The organism is Pseudoalteromonas sp. S3776, from assembly GCF_005886915.1.
Lineage (GTDB): Bacteria > Pseudomonadota > Gammaproteobacteria > Enterobacterales > Alteromonadaceae > Pseudoalteromonas.
This window is the reverse complement of sequence record NZ_PNCU01000040.1, coordinates 14,163-30,678: the sequence shown is the minus strand read 5'-3', so window position 1 is coordinate 30,678 and position 16,516 is coordinate 14,163. Positions and strand designations below refer to the sequence as shown.

General features: G+C 40.7%; 13 protein-coding genes. 6 read left to right on the top strand and 7 right to left on the bottom strand.

Annotated features, from left to right (window positions below):
* Positions 1 to 15: 15 nt before the first annotated feature.
* Entirely contained in the window at positions 16 to 396 is a 381-nt protein-coding gene (locus tag CWC16_RS15205) for a DUF3192 domain-containing protein (protein WP_055016418.1), read from the bottom strand.
* A gap of 214 nt (positions 397 to 610) precedes the next feature.
* Positions 611 to 1,555 (bottom strand): D-2-hydroxyacid dehydrogenase, encoded by a 945-nt coding sequence (locus CWC16_RS15200; protein ID WP_138542128.1) that lies wholly within the window; start codon positions 1,553 to 1,555, stop codon positions 611 to 613.
* A gap of 429 nt (positions 1,556 to 1,984) precedes the next feature.
* Here CWC16_RS15200 and CWC16_RS15195 point away from each other — a divergent pair, with 429 nt between their 5' ends.
* Together CWC16_RS15195 and CWC16_RS15190 are read left to right on the top strand one after the other, a co-directional pair.
* Positions 1,985 to 3,124, top strand: a complete 1,140-nt coding sequence (locus tag CWC16_RS15195; RefSeq protein ID WP_138542127.1) for a 1-acyl-sn-glycerol-3-phosphate acyltransferase — start codon at positions 1,985 to 1,987, stop codon at positions 3,122 to 3,124.
* A 102-nt stretch (positions 3,125 to 3,226) separates the two neighbouring features.
* Positions 3,227 to 3,472: a DUF1289 domain-containing protein gene (locus CWC16_RS15190; RefSeq protein ID WP_055016420.1), complete on the top strand. Its 246-nt coding sequence runs from the start codon at positions 3,227 to 3,229 to the stop codon at positions 3,470 to 3,472.
* A 15-nt stretch (positions 3,473 to 3,487) separates the two neighbouring features.
* On the opposite strand, the gene CWC16_RS15185 is transcribed toward CWC16_RS15190, so the two are convergent.
* Positions 3,488 to 4,186, bottom strand: coding sequence for a substrate-binding periplasmic protein (locus CWC16_RS15185; protein ID WP_138542126.1), 699 nt, complete (start codon positions 4,184 to 4,186; stop codon positions 3,488 to 3,490).
* A 157-nt stretch (positions 4,187 to 4,343) separates the two neighbouring features.
* Here CWC16_RS15185 and CWC16_RS15180 point away from each other — a divergent pair, with 157 nt between their 5' ends.
* From CWC16_RS15180 to CWC16_RS15170, 3 genes are read left to right on the top strand one after another with little or no spacing between them, the layout of a single operon-like run.
* The gene (locus CWC16_RS15180) at positions 4,344 to 4,547 is read left to right on the top strand and encodes a DUF3283 family protein (RefSeq protein WP_055016422.1); all 204 of its coding nucleotides are present in this window, start codon (positions 4,344 to 4,346) and stop codon (positions 4,545 to 4,547) included.
* A 1-nt stretch (position 4,548) separates the two neighbouring features.
* Positions 4,549 to 4,950 carry a GNAT family N-acetyltransferase gene (locus tag CWC16_RS15175; protein ID WP_138542125.1) on the top strand — a complete coding sequence of 134 codons (402 nt, stop codon included), beginning with the start codon at positions 4,549 to 4,551 and terminating at the stop codon, positions 4,948 to 4,950.
* Between the two features lie 20 nt (positions 4,951 to 4,970).
* Complete coding sequence (locus CWC16_RS15170) at positions 4,971 to 9,473, top strand: EAL domain-containing protein (protein WP_138542124.1); 4,503 nt, start codon at positions 4,971 to 4,973, stop codon at positions 9,471 to 9,473.
* An 11-nt stretch (positions 9,474 to 9,484) separates the two neighbouring features.
* Here CWC16_RS15170 and CWC16_RS15165 read toward each other — a convergent pair whose 3' ends face one another.
* Positions 9,485 to 10,432, bottom strand: a complete 948-nt coding sequence (locus tag CWC16_RS15165; RefSeq protein ID WP_055016809.1) for an ion transporter — start codon at positions 10,430 to 10,432, stop codon at positions 9,485 to 9,487.
* Complete coding sequence (locus CWC16_RS15160) at positions 10,429 to 13,101, bottom strand: bifunctional acetate--CoA ligase family protein/GNAT family N-acetyltransferase (RefSeq protein WP_138542123.1); 2,673 nt, start codon at positions 13,099 to 13,101, stop codon at positions 10,429 to 10,431. The genes CWC16_RS15165 and CWC16_RS15160 overlap by 4 nt, the downstream gene beginning before the upstream one ends.
* Before the next feature lie 114 nt (positions 13,102 to 13,215).
* Here CWC16_RS15160 and CWC16_RS15155 point away from each other — a divergent pair, with 114 nt between their 5' ends.
* Complete coding sequence (locus CWC16_RS15155; protein WP_138542122.1) at positions 13,216 to 13,932, top strand: SIMPL domain-containing protein; 717 nt, start codon at positions 13,216 to 13,218, stop codon at positions 13,930 to 13,932.
* On the opposite strand, the gene CWC16_RS15150 is transcribed toward CWC16_RS15155, so the two are convergent.
* Both CWC16_RS15150 and CWC16_RS15145 read right to left on the bottom strand, forming a co-directional pair.
* On the bottom strand, positions 13,929 to 14,597 hold the full coding sequence (locus CWC16_RS15150; RefSeq protein WP_138542121.1) for a hypothetical protein: 669 nt from the start codon (positions 14,595 to 14,597) through the stop codon (positions 13,929 to 13,931). The two genes, CWC16_RS15155 and CWC16_RS15150, sit on opposite strands and share 4 nt — an antisense overlap.
* Positions 14,598 to 14,680: 83 nt before the next feature.
* Positions 14,681 to 16,513 (bottom strand): DUF885 domain-containing protein, encoded by a 1,833-nt coding sequence (locus tag CWC16_RS15145; protein WP_138542120.1) that lies wholly within the window; start codon positions 16,511 to 16,513, stop codon positions 14,681 to 14,683.
* Between the last annotated feature and the right edge of the window lie 3 nt (positions 16,514 to 16,516).

Here is a 16,516-nt window from a genome sequence, read left to right as displayed (position 1 = left end):
TTTACTAGCACGTTGTTATTTGGTGATCATACCCAGCGCGCTTTCACCAATACCCACCAATTTATCATTTTTAAACACCAACGGTGTGCACTCATCTTTTGTTGTTTTTCCATCAGAGTGAATACTATGCGTCATGTAATAAAGTACCTGATACACATCACCGTCTTTTTTTAACAGCTCGGTGAAGCTTGGCGTTTTTAATTGCGCTAAAACAGATTGGTAGCTGCTATCCATTTTTAGATCGGCAATTGCTTCGCGGTTTTTTTTATGATGCTGTTGCCAACTTGATGAGTCATTCCCTGCCCAGTGCGTTTCTGCTTCGCCATCTGATACGGCAATAACACAACCGGTTAGAAACGGGGCAATAAGTGCTGCAGCTAAAAGTGATTTTTTCATTGTTATAGTCCTTGATGAATTTTAATTTAATTATTTACTCTTCATGGAGCAAGTAATGGGCCAATATAACAAAGATTTAAATTCAATAGCTTATGATTTTGTGACTATTTTTAAATGATGAATTATAAAAATCATTAGTAAAAACAGCCACTTTTTAGTTTTTTTAACGATTAGGCTAATTTAGGTCAATTAAATATAGTATAGCCAAAATACGTTACACTAAACGATTACGAGATTCACCGTTAGTAAAGGCTGCTATGTTTAAGCTCACCTCATTAATTAAGCGTACGATTGACTCTGTGCTTGCCCAGGCTATGTGAGGGGTAAGCAGCAAGTTTTCGCCTGTGTAATTTGCTAGTGGGTTGGTGAGCTCTGCCGGCTCTTTTGTTAGTACATCAACGCCTGCTCCAGCAATTAAATTTTGCTCAAGCGCTGTTACTAGGTCGGCTTCGTTTATAATGCCTCCGCGGGCGGTATTAATAATAATACTGCTAGGTTTCATCATTTTTAACTCATCTAACGAAATTAAATCGCGTGTCTCATCAGTCAGCGGGCAGTGCACGCTAATTATATCAGCGGTTTTTAATACTTCTTCGAAAGGTGTGCGGTCTTTCCTACAAGGCGCACCTTTACGCTCTGCCACCACTACATTTGCGCCAAATGCTTGTGCTACTGTGGCTACCCCTTTACCCAGCGTGCCGCCACCTATAATGGCAAATGTTTTACCTTGTAAATCATTAAAGCTGTAGTCTAATCTGCAAAACATCTCGCTTTTTTGCCATGCACCTTGCTGACAATCGCGTTGATAGCGATGTGTATTACCTAATAAATTAGTTACCAACGAAAACGTGTGCTGTACAACCGAAGGGGTCGAGTAGCCTGCTACATTGGTAACGGCAATACCAAATTCTTCAGCGGCGTTTAATTCAACATTATTAGTGCCTGTTGCACTTACGCATATAAGCTTAAGTGTTTTAAGTTGGCTTATCGTATCGCGATTTAGCACAACCTTGTTGGTAATAAGGACGTCCGCGCCTTGGCTGTGAGCAACAACTTGCTCAGGTGAGGTAAGTTCGTAAGTCGTTAGCTCACCTAGTTCTTCAATGCAAGTTAACGAGGTTTTAGCTAAAGTAGCGTTATCGAGAATGGTGATTTTCATTGTGTGTCCTATCTAAATGCGTACCGTAAAATGGCAAGAGTGTTTAAGGTACTACGAATACACACTTATGTTAATGCTATTACTACCAAATGCTTAGTACAAAAAGTCAGGCTATTGATAAAAGTCTAAATTGGCTGGTCTGCCCACTCAAATATAAATAACATGATATTTTAGCGGGCTATATCGCTGGGGCCTGTTTTTCTTTTGAGGTTGAACTTACTTACCCATGAAAGGTCAGCAAGCCTTATTAAAGTTGATAAGATTAAAAAACAATGCACCAACCTCTTTTTGCGTGGTCATAAACTGAAATGGCTCGCAAATAAGCATAACCAATTGGCTATTTCTTATTTAAGAGTGGCTGAGTTATAATCAAAATTATATATAAACGGTACGTTTTGCGTGCCGTTTTTTAACATTGTAGATGCAGTAATGAGTGAATTAGAAGATAAGTACGCAGACATAAGACCTTACAACGACGACGAAGTTGCGGCCTCGCTAGCGCGTTTAATTAACGATAATGCGTTTATTGATGTAATAGCAAAGTACAACTTGCCGCGCTTTATATCGGCTATACCTTTTATTGCTCGCGCACTGGTGAGAAGCCAGTTACGAAAAAAATGGGGTAAATTTACGAGCGTTGAAGATGTGCAAAACGAAGTTGCAGAGTATTTAGATAAACTTATAAAACGCACTACCTCAAAAGTCACCTTTTCGGGTTTAGATAAATTAGACCCACAGCAGGCGTATTTATTTATATCAAACCATCGCGACATAGTGCTGGACCCTGCACTAGTGAACTGGGGGTTGTATCAGCACAATATGAAGACGGTGCGCATAGCAATTGGCGATAATTTATTGCAAATACCCTATATCACCGAGCTGATGCGTTTAAATAAAAGCTTTATCGTTAAGCGCTCAGCCAAAGCACCTAAAGAGATGCTTAAGGCGCTTACGCAGTTATCATCATATATTTATGACTCGTTAACGGCAGGAAACTCTATTTGGATTGCCCAAAAAGAAGGCCGTGCAAAAGATGGATTTGATCAAACAGATCCTGCGCTTTTAAAAATGCTGCAACTTAATGGCCGTAAACAAAAGAAAGAGTTTGGCGAGTACATTAAAGAGTTAAAAATTGTTCCGGTGTCTATTTCTTACCAGTATGAGCCTTGTGCAATTTCTAAAGCAAAAGAGCTTTACCATAAACAGCAACATGGTGAATACGTAAAATCAGCTGGCGAAGACATTGCAAGTATTGTTGAAGGGTTTAGCTCTGCCAAAGGGCATGTACACTTAGCTTTTGGAGAGCCAGTGCAAAGCGGCTGCGATGATGCAGATGAGCTAGCGCAAACAATTGATAAGCACATTGTTGAGTCTTTTTACTTACACCCAGGCAATTACATTGCCGGTGGCTGCAAGCAAGCAGTAATTAATGAGCCGGATACCGTTACCTTTGAGCAGCGTTTAGCCTTGGTGCCAGAAGAGCTAAAGCCACTTGTTTTAGCCATGTATGCAAAGCCATTTCAACGTAAAGCTGAAATCACAAACAAAGCATGTGAGGAAAGCCATTAGGCAGCTTCGTTGGCGTAAAAAAAGCAGCGTAAACGCTGCTTTTTTTTTGTACATAAATAACGCTATACTCGTACAAAGTAATTAATCTACTTAGGGGGCACAATGCAACAAATTGAAATATTTGATATTCCAAGCCCCTGTAAAAGTATTTGCCAAGTAAATAACCGAGGCTATTGTAAAGGTTGCTACCGAAGCCGGGATGAGCGCTTTAATTGGAACACATTAACCAACGCGCAAAAAAAGAAAGTACTTAGCTTATGCCAGCAGCGCTACAAACGGTATTTGCAAAAGCGCCAAGCAGCCCAATCTCAAACTACTTTGGACAAACAACAAGGCTTTGAATTTTAAACCTAGTGTGACTTATTAATATTTTAAATTATACTTTGCACGCAACGCGCGAGTAGTCCCGTTATTGTGCAATTTATATAAAGTATTCAATAATTTACTTACCAAAGCCGCGTGCTTTTTATGTACATAATGATAGAGCGAAAACGTACTTAGCAGCTGGGTTTGCATGCACGTCTCAGGCAGGGCAAAGTTATCGGCTTTAAGTACAAAATCGAGCATAATTACCCCCTCAACTTTATGTTGGGCTAGTAGGTTAAGTTGGGTTGTAATATTTTTTACTTCAATAATATTGCCGTTAAATTTTTGCTCTTTCAAATAATGGTGTTGAACCGGATAACCCGACAAAACCGCAATACTATTGAGTTTATCGAGAGTATTGGGTTGGCAGTTTTTAAATAGCAAAAGCTTATAGTCAAACAGCGGGTAGTTAATTCTAATTAGGTTCTGATTATCTGCTTCTATGCTTATGTCACGCCCAAGTTGGCCGTCTAACACCCCATTATTGGCTGCTAATAATGCATTTTGGCGATTAAAATCAATTATGTGTACTTCGTAGTTAAGTTCTTTATAGGCTAATGTGAGTAAAGCGAGCGCATAGCTTGCTTGAGCTGAGTCGGCGGGGCGGTTAAATATAACGCTATTGTGATTGGCGAGTGTGATTTTACTAAAAAATAAAACGACTAATAAAAACAAAGTATTGGGTTGTATCTGCAAGATTACTTCCGTTTAAAATGGGGATAGGGACAAATGATCGCCGCAAATAATAACAAAATAGTCTGCTTTTTGCCCATGTTTGTTGCTTTTTAAACAGTAAATAGTATCAAATATACGTATAATAAATGCGGATAATTAACCGTACTTAGGAGTGGTTGTGAGTTTTAATTTATGTGCTTTACCTCGAGAGCAAAAATACCAGATTCAATTAGATTACGAGGCATCATTTTGGGCTTATCAAATTAAACGTAATAAAAAAACACGTGAACAAGTTTACAACACCATTCATAGCCGCCCGGTGGCTGAGCAAGCATTTTTAAAGCAACAGTTTGAGCAGTATTTGGCGTTAATGCTAAGCTAGTATGTACACAGTACAAATATTAGACGCACTTAAAACTCCATTAGTTAATAAGTTTTATGCACAGTATAGCGTAAGAGGGCGTGCCAATAAGCAAGATCAGGTTTGGGTTGTTTACAAAGGAATGTACATAGTTGCGGCGTGTCGGATTCAAAATAAACACGACTTCTTATTTTTATCGACCGTATTTGTTGCCCCTCAGCATCGTAGTAAAGGGCTGGCGACACGACTTTTAAGTGCTGCAGTAAAACACCAGCCCCTACCACTTTACACCTTTGCTTATAAAAGTATTACAGCTTTATATATGGGCCTTGGTTTTAACCAGGTATTAACATATACTCCTGGTTTAAAAGCACTTTTTGATATTTATGCTCATCGAAATATAGTTGCTCTCGAATACCTATAACAAAAACAACGGACCAAGCCATGAGTAAAGGCGTTAACGGGATCATTAGTTGCTTCATAGCTTTAATTGCTATATTTAGTTGCCAAGTGGGCGCACAAGTAAAGCGTTTATCTCCCAGCGAGGGCCTTTCGCAAAGCTATGTGAATACTATGCTGCTTGATAATAACGGTTATTTATGGCTCTCTACGGAAGGGGGGTTAAATCGTTACGATGGCTACCAAGTTGTTTCAATTAACGGCCCTAATGGCGAACTTGAAGAAGCTATTATTGATTGTGTTTATCAAGACCCCGCGGGCAATATTTGGATAGCTTCTTTACTCGCTGGTTTATTCAAATATGACCCCACTACTGATACCTACCAGCAGTTTATTTCCCAGCCTACCAGCGAAAAACAAATTTTAAGCCAATCGGTATTTAGTATGGTCGCTGTTGATGACAAGACTTTGTGGATTGGGCGTGGTCGCGATTTTGCTAAATTAGACATCGAAACAGGTAAAATAACGAGCTTATTTGAGTTGCCTAAAGAATACGAAAACACCTTAGTAAGAGAGCTTTTTCATCATAATGGGTATATTTTTATAGGTACTAGCCATGGTGCGTTTGTATTTGATATTGCTTCTGAGCAAATTAGAGCGTTGCAGCATTTAAAGAGCAAGGCTGAACATATTTACCAAAACAACGTAAAGTCGTTCTCTGTAATAGAAAACAACCAGTTGCTAGTAGGTACCGTCAAGGGGTTATATCAAGTTGATATTAGCGATTTGCCGGGCATGTTTGAACGCCCCGACTTAGCATTTAAAAACAAAGCCATTATTGCCGATTTAAATGTATGGCGCATTATTAACGAAGGTGAAGAGCTAGATCTGGCGACCAATAAAGGGCTCTTTAGATTTAATTTAAATACGAAAGAGTTAGTAAAAAACACCCGTATAACGCAAAGTAAATACAGCCTATCTGATACCAGTATGATAGACATGGTTAAAGATAAATCGGGTGGCTATTGGCTAGCTACAAAAACCGATGGTGCATTTTATCTGTCTAATAATACCTACCACTTTAGCAATATAGATGGTAGCCAACTGGGGGGGGATGGCCTTTCTCATCCTTCGGTTTGGGGCATTACGGAGTACGATAATAGCCTGTGGCTTGCAACACACAATGGCTTAACTGAAATTGACTTAAGTACTAACACCAGCAAGGTTTACTTAAAAGACTTTAAAGTCGACTTATTGACTACTGAATTTAGCATTTATGAAGCTATTCCCTACAAAGATAAGTTATGGTTACATACAAACAGAGGGTTATTTGAGTTTGACCCTGTAACCCATCAAATTAACGAGCCAACCTTAAGTAACCCTAGCAATAGAGATTTTATACAGGGTTGGGTACATGGTGTCACTTTAATGCCAAACGGTGATTTATACTATGTGCACTCAGATCATGGCATGTTTAGATACAATATCGACACCCAGAAAGTCACCCGATTAGAAGGGGCTTTTAGCAAAATAGAACCGTTTTTGGCGCATGGTTTTTCGCCAGCGCTGGCAACAAAGCCCGATATGCCACTGTTTTTTAATGCGGGTATTTTATACCAAGTAAATCCAACTACATTAACGTTAAACACCATTTATAAAGTGCCAAAACAACACGACAATGTGGCTATTAATGTGCTTTCTTACGTGGTAGATAACAATGGTATTTTATGGATTTCGCTTTCTAACTTTGGCTTGATAGGACTTGATGCTAAAAGCTATGAGTTAGTGCACACCGTTGATTTAGAAAAAAACAAGCTAGGTACCTTACTTTACGACATGGTGCTGGATGATGATGGTATGATTTGGATGAGTAGTCATAAAGGTATATGGCGACTAAACCCAGAAACACTTCATTTTCAGCAGTTTTCTACATCAGAAGGACTGCTTTCAGCTGAGTTTAACAGCAGTGCTATGGCGCACTTAAAAGATGGCCGAATTGCCTATGGTAGCTTAAAGGGCATTACTTATTTTCATCCAATGGAAAATCAAAATTACCATTCATTAATTGACCACGTAAATATCACTCGGGTTGATTTAATGTCGCGTGATTTATCTATCGATTTAAAACAGCCACTCAATGAAATAGTACTCAATCATGATGATATCGGTTTAGAAGTGGCGTTTTCAGCAATGGCGTTTAGCTATCAAGAGCGCATAATTTATGAGTATCAGCTTGATGATGGGCAAAAAACGTACACGCGGAATAATAATCGGGTGTTATTTCCAAAATTAAACCCAGGTAATTACCAACTAAAGGTATGGGCTAAAGACCCGCTTACAGGCGAGTATACTCCGCCTGCAGTATTAAAAATTCGTGTTAAGTATCCACTGTGGCGAGCACCGTATTTTATAGTGCTTTATGCTATTTTGTTTATAGCATTTATTGCTTTTTGGGTAATGCGCCGCAACAAAATTCAGCGCATATTACTGGCCGCTAATAAAGAAAGTAAAGAAAGTGAAGCGCGATTAAAACTAGCCTTAGAGGGCAGTGAGTCGGGCATGTGGGATTGGCAGTCAACATCCAGTAGTATTTACCAGCCGCGCTTATGTAATGAACTGGGATATGATCAAGAAAGTGTAAGCCTAGATGATTACCTAGCTAAAATTCACCCGCAAGATAAAGCGCTTTTCAGATTAGAATGGTTAGAATTTTTATCAACCGATAAAGGCTACTTTAATTGCACTTATCGTTTACGCCACGCTAAAGGCTATTGGCGTTGGTATAAAGACTTTGGCAAAGTGGTGGAATGGAGCGGTCAGACTCCTAAAAAAGTAGCGGGTACTTACACCAATATGACCCGCGAAATGGTGTTTGAAGAGCATGCCCGCTTATTTACCGCTGCGTTTGAGCAAACCCGTGATTGGGTGTTTATTCTTGATAAAAACTTTACGGTTCGCGCCTCTAACAAATCGTTGCAAACGGCCTTTAACTTTCCGAGTGAGCCACGCTCTAGCCGCGCCTTAAATTTAGGTATTTCACGTAGTAGTCAGTTTGATTATTTACGTATTATGCAAAAGCTCAGCGTTGGCGAGCATTTTTCGTGTGAAGATTTAGTTACACTTGCCGATGGCGAGCAGCGCCACGTATTGGTTAAAATTAGCGCGGTTGCCGACACAGAGCAGCGCTTAAGCAGTTACGTTATTATTTTAACCGATATTCATGCACAAAAATTAGCCGAAAATGAGCTACATATTTTAGCTAATTACGATTCCTTAACCGGTTTACCTAATCGCATGCTGTTTAACGACAGGGTTGAGCATGCTATTGAGCAAGCACAAAATCATCAATGCAAAGTCGCTATGCTGCATGTAAATATTAAGCGGTTTAAATACTTTAATGATTCATTTGGACGTGAAGCGGCGGATGAGCTAATAAAGCAAGTGGCTAAGCGCATTAAACGCGCATTACGCCCATCAGCCAGTGTGGCCCGCTTTGGCGGCGATGAATTTGTTGTTCTGGTGGAAGATGTGCAACAAATTGAAGAAGTGCTACTTATTTGCTCTAAATTGATAGACTCTGTCAGCCAAAATATGGAATTTAATGGCCAGGTGGTAAACGTTAATTTAAGCATAGGTGTTGCAATAGCACCTGATGACGCTCTCGATCACGCTGCGCTTTTAAAAGCTGCGAGTATCGCGCTGTATCATGCAAAAGAGTCCCTTGAAAGCAGTTATAAGTTTTACAAGCAGGAGATGAACCAGCATGTACAAAAAGCGCTGCATTTAGAGTCGTTGCTCACTAAAGCATACCAAGAAGAACAGTTTTGTAATTATTATCAGCCCATAGTGAATGCGCGCACTCAGCAAACCGAAGGCTTTGAAGTGTTATTACGCTGGCCTGAAAACACGTTAGTGCCAACGCAAGAATTTTCTTTAGCGGCTGAGAGCATTGGCTTAATAACAAAAATAATGCTGCAGACCTTTACCCGTGCGTTACAAGCGCTTAAACAATGGCGAGAAATATCGCCACAATTGTACTTGTCGATTAACCTCTCTGCGCTTGATTTTGAATACGAAGAGCTGGTAACTGAAATCCATAAGGCACTTACAAAGGCTGATGTACCTTCAGACGCGATAGTGTTTGAAATCACTGAGTCTATTTTAATGCGCGACTCAAAACGAGCACTACATAGTATGGAAATGCTGAAAAAACTTGGCTGTAAACTCTACATGGATGACTTTGGTACAGGCTATGCCTCACTCACGTATTTAAAACGTTTTCCTATTGATGTATTGAAAATAGATAGAAGCTTTGTGCAAGATATTGGTGTGGACTCTGATGATGAAGCGATTATTCAATCAACGCTCACCTTAGCGCATAGCCTAGGTAAAGAGTGTGTGGCTGAAGGCATTGAAAATACACAACAGCTACAGTTTTTAAATCAGTTAGGCTGTAGGCATTTTCAGGGCTATTTATTTAGTAAGCCAGTACCTAAAGAAGCTGTTCCCGCACTGATAAAACAAGATTGGAGTAACATATTTAATTAGTAAAAATAAGCTTATTGGCGTTTACCACAGTGACGGCAAAATAAATGGCTGTTACGCTGATTAAGCTGAGTTTTAATTGCTTTATTGGCCTCAAGTTTACTCAAACCCAGTTTATAGCGAAGTTCTTCTAAGTGCATGCGCTGTGAGTCATCTAGGCTGCCGTCATGGATTTGTTCATGTACGGCGTCTTCAAAAAACTGACGACGTTTACGTATTTGCTCTGAAAAACTTGAAGCAAGCAAACCTGTAGGGATTGCCACCATTCCCATGCTCACTAAGGTGATCACCCCACCAAATAGCTTACCTACAGGAGTAATGGGCACAACATCACCGTAACCTACCGTGGTAAGCGTGGCCATAGCCCACCACATAGCCGCAGGGATAGAGCCAAATTTATCGGGTTGTATATCGTGCTCTAATAAATAAATGCCACACGAGGCGAGTATAAGCACCACCGACATTATAAAAAATGCGGCCAGTAATGAACTTGCTTCGTCTTTAAATGCTTGTAATAACAACTGCATTGCACGAGAGTAGCGAGTAAGTTTAAATACTCTTAGCAGCCTTAATACCCGTAAAAAACGTAAATCGAGAGGAAACATGAACATTAATAGACTCGGTAAAATGGCTATTAAATCAATAAGAGCTAAGGGTGATAAAAAATAATGCAGCCGACGTTTTACGTTTGAACCTTTTATAGCTGCGTATTTGCTTTTATCGACACAGGCCCAAAGTCTTGCGAGGTATTCAAGGCTAAAAATAGCCACTGAAATTACTTCTAATAGTAAAAATTGCGGGTAATAAAGCTTATTTATACTTGGTACTGATTCCAGCACTATGGCAACAACGTTAAGCATAATTAAAGCAATTAGCGCAGTATCGAGTATATGCCCTGCTGTTCGGTAATCACCGGTTCCTTCAAATACCTGCGCTAAAGTTTTCCGTGCTGTGTTTTTCATTTTTTTAGCTTTAACAGCATATTAATACTGCCTTCTTCAAAATCACGACTGATAGTAAAGCCTAACTTACGGGCTAGTTCTATCATGCCGGTGTTCTCTGGTAGTGTTATGCCTTCAATGACTTCTACGCCTTGGCGCTTACAGTGATTTATTGCAGCACTCATCAGTAACCTGCCAAGACCTAAACCTTGGTAGTCAGAGCGAACCACTGTGGCAAACTCCGCATGTAAATTATCAGGGTCCATAATAACCCGCGCTACACCGAGTGTGCGGCTTTTACCTTCAAAGCGTTGGCAAACAATAAAGGCCATTTCTCGGTCGTAATCTATTTGTGTCATTTTTGCGAGTTGATCGTGATTAAACTGGGGGAGTTCGCCAAAAAAGCGTTTGTAGCGATCTTCTTTATTAAGGGATTGATCAAACTCTTGGTGGGCTTTTTCATCTTCTGGACGAATAGGCCTTAATGTAGCACGTGTATTATTTTTAAGGGTTACTTCTTCTACAAGGTCAATAGGGTAAGGGCGTATACATAAACGTTCACGATCGCCACGTGTCTGATAACGGTTAACAGTAATGGTGGCATCAAGCACTAAAAATTGGCCGTTACTGGCTAAAATAGGGTTTAGCTCCATGGCACTTATATCGGGTTGATCGACAACAAGTTGAGATATACGTGTGAGTAGGGCGCACAGGCGGTATTTATCGACTTTTTCTGGCAGGATACGATCTTTTAATACGCCTTTATCGTTTGCTGCTGCAATGAGGTATTTAGCTAAGTTCATATTAAGCGGCGGCAAAGCAACGGCTGCTTGGGCATACTCTAACCCATTACCTGCTTCACCAAGTAATATAACGGGGCCAAAATTAGGCTCGGTTTTAATGGCGATTCGCAGCTCATTAGCACCAGCACGGGGCGCCATTTTTTGTAGTGAAAACCCTTCAATAACCGCATCTGGATAGGTGTTTTTAATGCGTATCAGCATGGCAAAGGCAGTTTGTTCAACTTCGTTTGCATCGTTGAGATTGAGTACCACCCCACCGACTTCTGATTTAGAGGCAATACTTGGACTAATCAACTTTAACGCTACGGGAAAGCCTAATTCAATTGCTTGCTCACGCGCTTCTGTGGGCGTGTAGGCTACTTTTGTTTTAATACACTCAACACCATAATGACTAAGGATTTGGCTTGCTTGATGCGTGGGTAAGTAGCTTTGATCTTCTTCTAAAAATTCGTTAATGAGTGAAGTGGCCGCAGTTTTATTTATTTTGGCATCGTCAGTGTTTGATTCCGGAGTTTGCGTTAAATGCTTTTGGTTACGACGATAGCTGACCAAATGCATAAATGCGCCAACGGCACCCTCGGGCGTGCGATAGGTTGGAATAGTATGGTTAGAGCAAACACGCCTAGCGGCATAAGCTGCATCTTCCCCCATAAAGTTGGTCATGACATAAGGGCGCGCCATCTTTGGTATTTTTTTTAAGGTTTGAACTATCATATCGGCGTAGTCTTCACTCGGTGCAAGAGCTGAGGGAGTATGAATAATAAGTAAGTTTCTAACTTCTTCGGCGCGTAGTAAAATCTCCAATGCTTGCCTGTAACGGGCTGGTGCAGAGTCGCCAAAAATATCAACAGGGTTAGATGTAGTATCCGACTGGGGGATCACTTTATTTAGTGCCGCTCGGGTTTGCTCGCTTAGCTGGGCAAGCTTACCGGAATTTAAAATCAGCTCATCAACCGCCATGACACCCGGTCCGCCGCCGTTAGTTAAAATGGTTAACTGCTCAACTTTTAACAGTTTTGGGTGAATGGCGAGTGTTTGAGTGGCTGCAAAAAGTTCGCGCAAATCACTCACCCGAAGCATACCAGCACGTTGAAAAAGCGCATCGTACACTGCATCTGAACTTTGTTTGCCACCGGTATGGATTTCGGCGGCCAGTGCGCCTGCGCCAGTTTTACCCGTTTTAATGGCTATGACGGGTTTGCTAAATGCAGCTGCGCGTGCTGCTGAGATAAACCCGCGGATATCCTCTATATTATCTATGTAGAGCAGAATCGCTTTGGTTTTTGCATCACGGCCTAAAAAGTCGAGTAGCTCGTCAAAATCAATATCTAGGCAATCACCCACAGATACAAAATACGAAAAGCCAATTTCTTTATTTTTAGCCCAATCTAAAATAGTGGAGCACACCGCTGCAGATTGCGATATAAATGCCAGTTTTCCCGGTGCTGCTACGGTGTGTGAAAAGCTGGCATTGAGACCAATATGCGGGATAAGTAGCCCTAAACAGTTAGGTCCAAGCAAGGTAACGTTATTGTGATTAGCTGCATGTTTCAAGGCCGTTTTTTGGCTCAATGAAAGTCCATCGGCAATCACAATCGCACTTTTACAGCCTAGCTGACCTAACTGCTCAATAATGCTTAGTAAGGTATTTTTATTAGTACAAATAACGGCTAAGTCGGGCACCTTGGGCAGCGCTGCAATATCAGGATAAGCAAGCACTCCGTGTACCGCACTATGGGTTGGGGTGACGGGCATAATTGGCCCTTTAAATCCGCCTTGTAATAAATTGCGCATAACCACAAACCCCGCGCGAGTAGAGGTATTCGAGGCGCCAATAACAGCTACCGAGGCCGGATTAAAAAATTGGCTAATACGCTTTAGGCTCATGCTATATCCTTGGCTGATAATGTTTTGCGTTATTTATACTCACAATGTACCCTGTTTGCTGTGTTATTTCGAGCGCGTAAATGCTTATTATTGATATCAATCAAGGAGATTTTTGTGAATAAAACACCCCATGTTTACACTGTTTTTGCTGCTATTTGTTTAAGTATAGGCTTAGTTTTATTTGGCTTTATTATTAAAAGTGCTGCCGTTGATGTAAAAAGTATGGACCGAAGTGTACAGGTAAAAGGGTTAGCTGAGCGTGAGGTTAATGCCGATACGGTTATTTGGCCTTTGCAATACACTGATGCAGACAACAACTTAGAAAAATTGGTTAGTCGAGTTGAGCAAAAAAATAGTGCAGTGATTGCTTTTTTAAAGTTACATGGCTTTGATGATGACGAAATAAGTACCGGCAGCCAGTCAATTATTGATAAACAGGCCCGTGAATATGGTAACGATAATCAAAAATTTCGTTATTTAGCCCGCGCTAACATTATTGTTTATTCTAACGCGCCCGACAAAGTCCAAAATGCATTAGGCAAAGTAAGCCAACTGGCGAAGCAAGGTATCGCAATAGTACAGGATAGTTACGAAACCAGGGTCGAATATTTATTTACCGGCCTTAACGATATCAAGCCTGCAATGGTGCAAGAGGCTACAGAAAAAGCCCGAGAAGTCGCTAACAAATTTGCTAAGGATTCGAACTCAACACTTGGCAAAATAAAATCCGCGCGCCAAGGGCAATTTAGTATTAGCAATCGCGACTCTAATACCCCTCACATTAAAAAGGTGAGGGTGGTCACCAGTGTAGAGTATTATTTAAGTGACTAAATCGCTCTCACTAGGTGGGCAATGTGTGCTGTTGAACGTTGTAGGTAAGCTGCACTAAGTAAAATACCGGTTTCGTTAATGTTTACGCCTTTTAAAACATTTACTAATTGTTGTTTAGCGGTTGGGGTTTGTTTCTGTTCTATTTCCATAAGCGCTAATAATGCTGAAAACTCATGCTTTACTGGCGTGCTAGGTTTATCAGCATAAGCAATATAACAGGCAACAGGAGTAAGGCCGCTCGCATTGGTTTGTGCTAAGGCTTTTGCTAGCCCATCGTTAGATTCGAATAACATTAATGAGCGTACGTAGTTAAAAGGCAGCTTTTGAGCATGGGCGTGTTTAAATACACTGTGCAGCACATTATTTCCTCGGCTGTCTTGTGCTAAAAAGCCGTTATTTTCTTTTAATGCCGGTGTAAAAAACGTTAATGCATCAGTCGTTGTTAATTGGTTTATAAAAGGTGCTGGTAAGGTGTTGGTTGTTAAAATACGTATTGCCACATTTTGCATAAAATCGTATTTAATACTCATTCGCAAAGCACTTTCGTAAAGGTGGTTTAGCTGCAATGTTTGTTGCGCAGGGGTTAACTGTTTAAAGTCGTTATCAAGCTCGTCTAGCTGATGCTTGGCAATGCGCGCATTAAGTAACTGTATGCTTAAGTCCATTCTTAACTCTACCTTTGAGCGTTTTTATTACTATAAAACAAAAAAGGCCGCATCAGCGACCTTTTTCTATTTATAACCAAGTATTAAGCTTTTTTACTTGCTACCCACTCGTTTACAAAGTTCTCTAGTACGTTAAGTGGTACAGGGCCATTTTTAAGTATAACGTCGTGGAACTGACGAATATCGAACTTATCGCCTAGTTGCTTTTTAGCATCTTCACGCAGCTCTAAAATCTTAAGCATACCCACTTTGTAAGCCGTTGCTTGCGATGGCATTACAATGTGACGCTCAACCATTTTAACACCGTCAGATGTGGCGTTAGGCGTATTATTTACGTAGTAATCAATACCTTCTTGGCGAGTCCACTTCATTGCATGGATACCGGTATCAACAACTAAACGACACGCACGCCATAATTCCATCGAAAGGCGACCAAAGTCTGAGTAAGGGTCTGAGTATAGGCCCATTTCTTTAGGAATGTACTCTGAGTATAAACCCCAACCTTCAATATATGCTGTGTAGCCACCAAACTTACGGAACTTAGGTACACCTTCAAGCTCTTGTGAAATAGCAATTTGCATATGGTGACCCGGAATCCCCTCATGGTACGCTAATGCTTCCATTTGGTACGTTGGCATTGCTTCCATGTCGTAAAGGTTTGCGTAGTAAATACCAGGGCGTGAGCCATCTGGCGCAGGTTGTTGGTAAAATGCTTTACCCGCTGCTTTTTCGCGGAATGCTTCAACGGCTTTAACTTTAAGGTCAGCCTTTGGCTTAACAATAAATAACTCATCTAGGCGAGTTTTCATGGTGTTGATTAGGCCCGTGGCTTCATCTAAATAACGTTGTTTACCTTGCTCGTCATTGGCGTAATAAAATTGTTTATCCGTTTTCATAAACTGCATAAACGCTTTTAAATCACCTTTAAAGCCTACTTTGTCTTTAATTTCACGCATTTCATCATGAATACGTTTTACTTCAGCAAGGCCAATGGCATGAATTTCTTTAGCGGTTAAGTCAGTGGTGGTGGTGCGCTTAAGTGCGTTATTGTAAAACGTTTCACCGTCAGGCAGTTTCCATGCGCCATCGCGGTTATCAGCGCGTTTTTCTAGCTGTGCTAAGTAATTAATTAACTTAGAGTAAGAAGGCTTAACGGCTGATTTTAATGCATCAGTTGCATCATTGATTAAGGCATCTTTTTCATTTTGGCTAATTTCAAGCGCGCTTACTTTACGTTTAAAGTCGGCTAAAAGTGTAGAGTCTTCGCCTTTTTCAAACGGCGCGCCATGAATGATGTTTTTGCTCGAATCTATCACATGTGGGAACACAAATTTAGGCGCGATAATACCTTTATCAGCACGGGTTTCTAAATCAGTAATAAGCTGATCAAATACTGCAGGTACGCCGTTTAAACGTGCAATGTAATCTTTAGCTTCTTTAACGTTACTAATTGAGTGCTGGTTAATTAAAAACGCAGGCACCATAGAGTGCGTACCAAACATTTGGTTAACTGGGTAGTTATGGTAACGCCATTTAAAGTCTGCAATTGAGCTCTCTAGGTCTTGTTTTTTTAAGTCGTAACTTACTTTAGTGGCATCATCAAGCAGGTCGCGATTAATGGCTTTTAGTTCAACTAAATCGGCTTTTGCTTGTGCTAAGTCTTTTAGTTTGCGCTCTTCGCTGCCGTCATCCCATTTATCGTAGTCTTTTTTGATACCCATGTAAGTTTGGTAAACCGGGCTGCTCATTACATCGCGGTTAAAGGTATCTTCAAAAAACGCATTCGCTTTGTCTATTTCGCTTTGCACAGGTTGCGCTTGCACTGCAGGTGCTGGCGTTGTTTGTTGTGGTGCATGTTGGCAGCCGGCTAAAATAGCAACGCTCACGGCAGCTGCAATAAAGGTAAGTTTACGCATTGT

What these genes read in the sequence shown, in the direction of transcription:
- CWC16_RS15205 (WP_055016418.1), bottom strand. Translation starts at nt 396, where the DNA reads ATGAAAAAATCACTTTTAGCTGCAGCACTTATTGCCCCGTTTCTAACC.
- CWC16_RS15200 (WP_138542128.1), bottom strand. Translation starts at nt 1,555, where the DNA reads ATGAAAATCACCATTCTCGATAACGCTACTTTAGCTAAAACCTCGTTA.
- CWC16_RS15195 (WP_138542127.1), top strand. Translation starts at nt 1,985, where the DNA reads ATGAGTGAATTAGAAGATAAGTACGCAGACATAAGACCTTACAACGAC.
- CWC16_RS15190 (WP_055016420.1), top strand. Translation starts at nt 3,227, where the DNA reads ATGCAACAAATTGAAATATTTGATATTCCAAGCCCCTGTAAAAGTATT.
- CWC16_RS15175 (WP_138542125.1), top strand. Translation starts at nt 4,549, where the DNA reads ATGTACACAGTACAAATATTAGACGCACTTAAAACTCCATTAGTTAAT.
- CWC16_RS15170 (WP_138542124.1), top strand. Translation starts at nt 4,971, where the DNA reads ATGAGTAAAGGCGTTAACGGGATCATTAGTTGCTTCATAGCTTTAATT.
- CWC16_RS15165 (WP_055016809.1), bottom strand. Translation starts at nt 10,432, where the DNA reads ATGAAAAACACAGCACGGAAAACTTTAGCGCAGGTATTTGAAGGAACC.
- CWC16_RS15160 (WP_138542123.1), bottom strand. Translation starts at nt 13,101, where the DNA reads ATGAGCCTAAAGCGTATTAGCCAATTTTTTAATCCGGCCTCGGTAGCT.
- CWC16_RS15150 (WP_138542121.1), bottom strand. Translation starts at nt 14,597, where the DNA reads ATGGACTTAAGCATACAGTTACTTAATGCGCGCATTGCCAAGCATCAG.
- CWC16_RS15145 (WP_138542120.1), bottom strand. Translation starts at nt 16,513, where the DNA reads ATGCGTAAACTTACCTTTATTGCAGCTGCCGTGAGCGTTGCTATTTTA.